Source organism: Terrisporobacter muris (assembly GCF_024621905.1).
Classification (GTDB): Bacteria; Bacillota; Clostridia; order Peptostreptococcales; family Peptostreptococcaceae; genus Terrisporobacter; species Terrisporobacter muris.
This window is the reverse complement of the sequence record NZ_JANKBY010000238.1, coordinates 1-5,737: the sequence shown is the minus strand read 5'-3', so window position 1 is coordinate 5,737 and position 5,737 is coordinate 1. Positions and strand designations below refer to the sequence as shown.

At 30.6% G+C, this 5,737-nt stretch carries 4 protein-coding genes; 1 reads left to right on the top strand and 3 read right to left on the bottom strand.

The annotated features are described in order from the left end of the window. Window positions 1-565: dihydrofolate reductase family protein (locus NSA58_RS14795; RefSeq protein ID WP_330652582.1), on the top strand; the 565-nt coding region annotated here is incomplete at its 5' end. Window positions 566-843: 278 nt separating this feature from the next. Here NSA58_RS14795 and pepT read toward each other — a convergent pair. From pepT to NSA58_RS14780, 3 genes are all read right to left on the bottom strand, one after another. After that, window positions 844-2,061 (bottom strand): peptidase T, encoded by a 1,218-nt coding sequence (gene pepT, locus NSA58_RS14790; RefSeq protein WP_039680620.1) that lies wholly within the window; start codon window positions 2,059-2,061, stop codon window positions 844-846. Between the two features lie 103 nt (window positions 2,062-2,164). Further along, complete coding sequence (locus NSA58_RS14785; RefSeq protein WP_039680619.1) at window positions 2,165-3,547, bottom strand: peptide MFS transporter; 1,383 nt, start codon at window positions 3,545-3,547, stop codon at window positions 2,165-2,167. Window positions 3,548-3,758: 211 nt separating this feature from the next. Further along, window positions 3,759-5,552, bottom strand: a complete 1,794-nt coding sequence (locus NSA58_RS14780; protein ID WP_074429125.1) for an aminopeptidase P family protein — start codon at window positions 5,550-5,552, stop codon at window positions 3,759-3,761. Window positions 5,553-5,737: the final 185 nt, after the last annotated feature.

The following is a 5,737-nucleotide window of genomic DNA, read 5'->3' as shown; positions in this document are numbered from 1 at the left end:
AAACTTAATTAAAAATGAAAGGATGTATGTTATGGACGGAAAAGTAATATTAAATTTAGCAATAAGTATAGACGGATATATAGCTGACGAAAACGGAGGATTCGACTGGATAGTTGGAAATGATGACAATTCGTTAAATACTAATAATAAATGGGACTTTGGAAACTTTTTAGAGGATATCGATGTTATAGTAATGGGTAAAAATTGCTATGATCAGGGCTTTCATAAAGATTACAAAGAAAAGCCAGTATATATAGCCACATCAAAAACAATGGATGACTATGAAAATTATCATTTTATAAATGATAATTTATGCGAAACAATACTAAAATTTAAAAATGAAGGTAAAAACATATTCTTATTCGGTGGAGGAGGTTTAGTAGATAACTTTCTTAAAGCTGATATTATAGATCAATTTATAGTTGGAATAATACCTACAATTTTAGGCAAAGGCATACCTCTATTCCTTGAAAATAATCCTAAAATAGACTTACATCTTGATTCTTACATAATAGAGAATGGGATAGCAATATTGCAATATTCAAAAACAAATGAATCACTTTAATTTTTATCTATATAAATGATTAATATAAAATTACTAATTTAAATAAAAAATTCGCTTCACTCGTATCGCCAACGAAATGCCTTTGAGCAATGTGTTGGCGAATCATTTCGTTACCACTTCAGGCAACTCCGTTGTTCAAAAGTAATTTTTTACAATTTTATAGTTGTTGATATTCCTTAATTATATAGCTTATCCACAACTGTAAGAATATTATAATGTAATAGCATGTAAAAAAACTGATCTTATTTTAGATCAGTTTCCTTATAATTTATAATATATTACATTTGAGCATATATCTTAACTAGCTCAACAGCTATATCAACAACTTTATCCATACCTTCCACACTTATATGTTCGCAAGCTCCATGATAAGCAGCTCCACCAGTTCCTAAGTTTGGGCAAGGAAGTCCTTTGAAACTAAGTTGAGCCCCATCAGTTCCTCCACGTATAGCATCTACAGTTGGCTCTAATCCTACTGCTTTTATTGCCTTTTTAGCATTATCTATTAAATGCATACATGGCTCTATTTGTTCTTTCATATTTCTATATTGTTGTTTTATAGTAAGAGTTACTACACCTTCACCATATTTTTCATTCATAGTTCTCGCTATATTCTCTAAGAATTCATTTCTTGCAGCAAATTTGTCTGCATCATGATCTCTTACTATATAAACAAGTTTTGAGTATTCTACTGAACCTGTTGTCTCCATTAAATGATAGAATCCTTCATACCCTTCAGTAGTAGCTGGAGTTTCTTTTGGTAACATCGAGTTTATCTCCATTGCTAATAGTTGAGAATTAACCATTATGTCTTTAGCACTACCTGGATGAACATTTATACCTTTTATCTCAAATGTTGCAGAAGATGCATTAAAGTTTTCATACTCTATTTGTCCTTCTAGCCATCCATCTAAAGTGTATGCGAAGTCAGCACCAAATTTTTCAACATCAAAATTATGAGCTCCAGCTCCTATTTCTTCATCTGGATTAAATCCTATACATATTTTGCCATGAGGTATATTTTCTTTTTGTATTCTTTCTATAACAGTCATTATTTCTGCTATACCTGCTTTATCATCTGCACCAAGTAAAGTTGTTCCGTCTGTAGTTATCAAAGTTCTTCCTTTAAAACTTTTTAAATGTGGAAAATCACAAACTCTTATAACTCTTCCACTATCCCCTAAAACTATATCTTCGCCATTATAATTTTCTATAATTTGTGGATTAACATTTTGTCCACTTATATCTTCTGAGGTATCTAAGTGAGCTATAAACCCTAGTTTAGCTTTATCTTCATATCCTTTTGTTGCAGCTAAAGTTCCATAGACATAACTTTTATCGTCTACGTGAGCATCTTCTATTCCTAACTCTTTCATTTCTTCAACTAATAGCTTAGCTAAATCAAATTGACGAGAAGTAGAAGGCACAGCATCGCTACTACTATCACTAGTAGTCCAAACTTTTACATAGTTCAACATTCTTTCATATGCTCTCATATTATTACTCTCCTTATAAATATATATTAATAAAACAAAAACTGGGCTCTGTAACAGCTCAGAACCCAGTTAAGTATTTATTTCATATCAATCTACGACAATATTAAACTGCCATTTTGTCAGCATCTTCACTATCATCATCAGCAACTAATGTACTTAATTTTTTATCTAATGCAAATAATGATACTGCACAAACAAATAAGATTACTGGTATTACAGTGTAAACTATTATCATATCGAATTGTTTAGTAAAGTTGTATATAGCTCCATGAGTTTTACCAGCTATAAAAGTAGCAAAAGTCCAAACTCCCATTAATACTGCTAAGTATTTCTTTGGAGCGTATTTACTTACAAATGAATTCCCAAGTGGAGAGAAACACATTTCTCCTAAACTTAAGAAGAATCCAAATGCTATTATCCATCCTATAGAAGCCTTCGCTGTCTCTGGAGCACCTATACCTCTTGTAAATTCAGCCCCAACTAACATTAAAAATGCAACTCCTAGGAATGCTAATCCTATACCCGTTTTCTTAAATAGAGATAAGTCTCCTTGTGGTCTTTGAGATAATTTATACCATAAAGAACCTAAGATTGGCCCAAGAAGTATGCATAATAATGCATTTTCTGAATCAAACCATAATAAAGGTACTTCAAAGTTTCCTATAGACATATCTACAAAAGCTCCACCATAATCATAAACTGCTAAATAAGTAACATACCAGAATAACCAGAATATTACCGAGAAAGTAGAAACTAAAACTATAGCCATAATTCTTTTCTTTTCTATTATAGTTAATGGTGATTTTGTATCATTTTCAGCATTATCATTTTTTTCTTGGCCAGCTAAGAATGGTTTTTTACCATGTTCACCTAAAAACTTCCACCCTAAAACAAATATTATTGCTCCTACTATCATTATAACAGCTGAGAATTTAAAGCATGCTGTAAATCCTAAAACTTTTCCTTTATTAAATAAGTACATATAAGCAAACCCAAAGAAAGTTGTTCCAAAGAAACTACCTGTATTTATAAAACTATACTGTGTTGAGAATGCTGAATCAAGTTGATCTTGATCAGCAAATAAAGTACCTGTTAATGCAGATAAATTACCTTTAAATAAACCTGTACCTAAAGCAACTAAAGCTATCATTATATTGATTCCTGTTATATCTGTAGCATTAGCTCCTATAAAATAACCAGCACCCATTATTAACATTCCTGCTGGTATAGCGTATCTAGCTCCTATCCATCTATCACAAATCATACCACCAAATATTGGTGCTAAATAAGTGAATGCAACTAAATTAGCAACTGCTAAAGCTGCTTGGTCTGATGTAAGCCCTAATCCACCTGTTGCAACACTTGCCGCAATAAATAATAATAATATTCCTTTACTTCCATAATATGCAGCTCTTTCAAATGAGAAAGTGCTTGAACATAGGTAGAAAGCTAAAGGTCTCTTTTTTGATTTAACTGTGTTTTCCATGTTGTCCCCCATATATAATGTATTTCTTGTGTATCTTTTCTAATCAGTCATTTCCTAAGCTGTTAATAAATATGGCTGATTACGTCATACACAGTTTTATGATAACTAATAAAGATATAATCTTACATCTTTATTAGTTACAAACTCCCTAATTTGGCCTCAAACTTTTGTATTATATTTTATTGCCATTTTCCACAATAATAACTAAATATTATATTTCTCTTGTATATTCTTTTAACCAGCTTCTTTCCTCATCACTTAAATAAGGACTGATTGTTTCATATACATTCTTATGATAGTCATTTAAAAATGATTTTTCTCTTTCAGTCATTAAACTTGGATTAATTCCATCTAAATCTATTGGACACATAGTTATTGTATCAAATGCCATAAATTGTCCATTTATATTTTTCTCTAGTTTTTTAACAACTAATTGATTTTCTATACGAATTCCATGAGAGCCTTCCATATATATTCCTGGTTCATTTGTTATAACCATCCCTTCTTCAAATGGAGTGGTTTCATGTTTAGATGGTACTATATACCATCTAAATCCACTTGGCCCTTCATGTACGCTTAACATATATCCTACACCATGACCTGTTCCGCATTTGTAATCAATTCCCATATCCCACATTGGACCTCTTGCAAGTATATCTAAGTTGTATCCTCTGCATCCATATAAGAACTTCGCCATAGACAGATTTATCATACCTCTTGCTACTGCAGTGTAGTGAGTCTTCAGCTCATCGTCTATCTCTCCCAATATGTAAGTTCTTGTAATATCAGTAGTTCCTTCTAAATAATGTCCTCCAGAATCTACTAAAAACATGTGCTCTGCGTCTATTTCATAGTCACTTTCTTCAGTTGCGGCATAATGCATCATTGCAGCATGTTCTTTATAACCTGCTATAGTTTCAAAACTCAAATCAAAAAAACCTTCTTGTTCTTTTCTAAGTTGTAATAATTTTTCTGATGCACTAAGTTCACTAATCTTGATTTTTCCTACATTAGTTTTTAACCAATACATAAATTTAGTACAAGCTATACCATCTTTTATATATGCTTTTTTCATATTATTTAACTCAGTTTTATTTTTTATTGCTTTCATTAAAACTGCAGGGTTTTCTATTTCTATTTTTTTAATGTTTTCTGAAATATTATTATATAGAGAATAGTTTACTCTCTCTGTATCTAACATTATAACTTCTTTATCATCTAATTTTTTTATAAAATCATAAACATCATTATATGGTCTTATTTCTATATTAGATTTATTGAATTCTAATTTTATATCATCATCAAGTTTTTTCTCATCAATAAATAAATAAGCATTATCAAGAGTTATAGCCGCATAAGCAAGTACTACTGGTGTATAACTTACATCATTTCCTCTTATATTAAATATCCAGGCTACTTCGTCTAACGTTGTAACTACATGAATTGTTGCACTATTTTCTTTCATTACATTTCTTATTCTATTTATTTTTGATTGGAAGCTCTCTCCAGCATATTTTTCTTCTAGTACAAAAGCTTTTTCTTCAGATAGGCTAGGTCTATCTTCCCATACAGAATCAATAAGATCTTCATCATATTTAATAATAACGTTTTTCTTTTCTAACTCTGCTTTAAGTTCTAAACCTTCACCTGCTGATATTAATCTGCCATCAAATCCTAATATACCATTTTTCGGCATATTTTCTATTACAAACTCATTAACAGTTGGTACGTCTTCTTCACCCATTTTGAATAAATCAATACCGCTTCCTGATAGCTCTTTTTCAGCTTGTATAAAGTATCTTCCATCTGTCCACAACCCTGCTTTTTCCTTAGTTATTACTACAGTTCCTGCTGAACCTTTAAAACCCGAAATAAATTGTCTAGATTTGAAATGTTCCCCAACATACTCACTTTGATGATTGTCTGCAGAAGGAATAATGTAAGCATCAATGTTTCTCTCTTCCATTATTTTTCTAAGTGCAGATACCCTACTTGCTATACTCATATACTATCCACCCCTAAATATAATATTTTGTAAAACATTTGATATTAAGTTGTCTACAAGTTATATACATTTGAATATAATTATTTCATTTGAAAATATATTTGCATTTAACATGTATTATCATCTGTAATTATAATATAATCTCAGAATAATTACACCATATATTATTTTATTTTTATATAAAT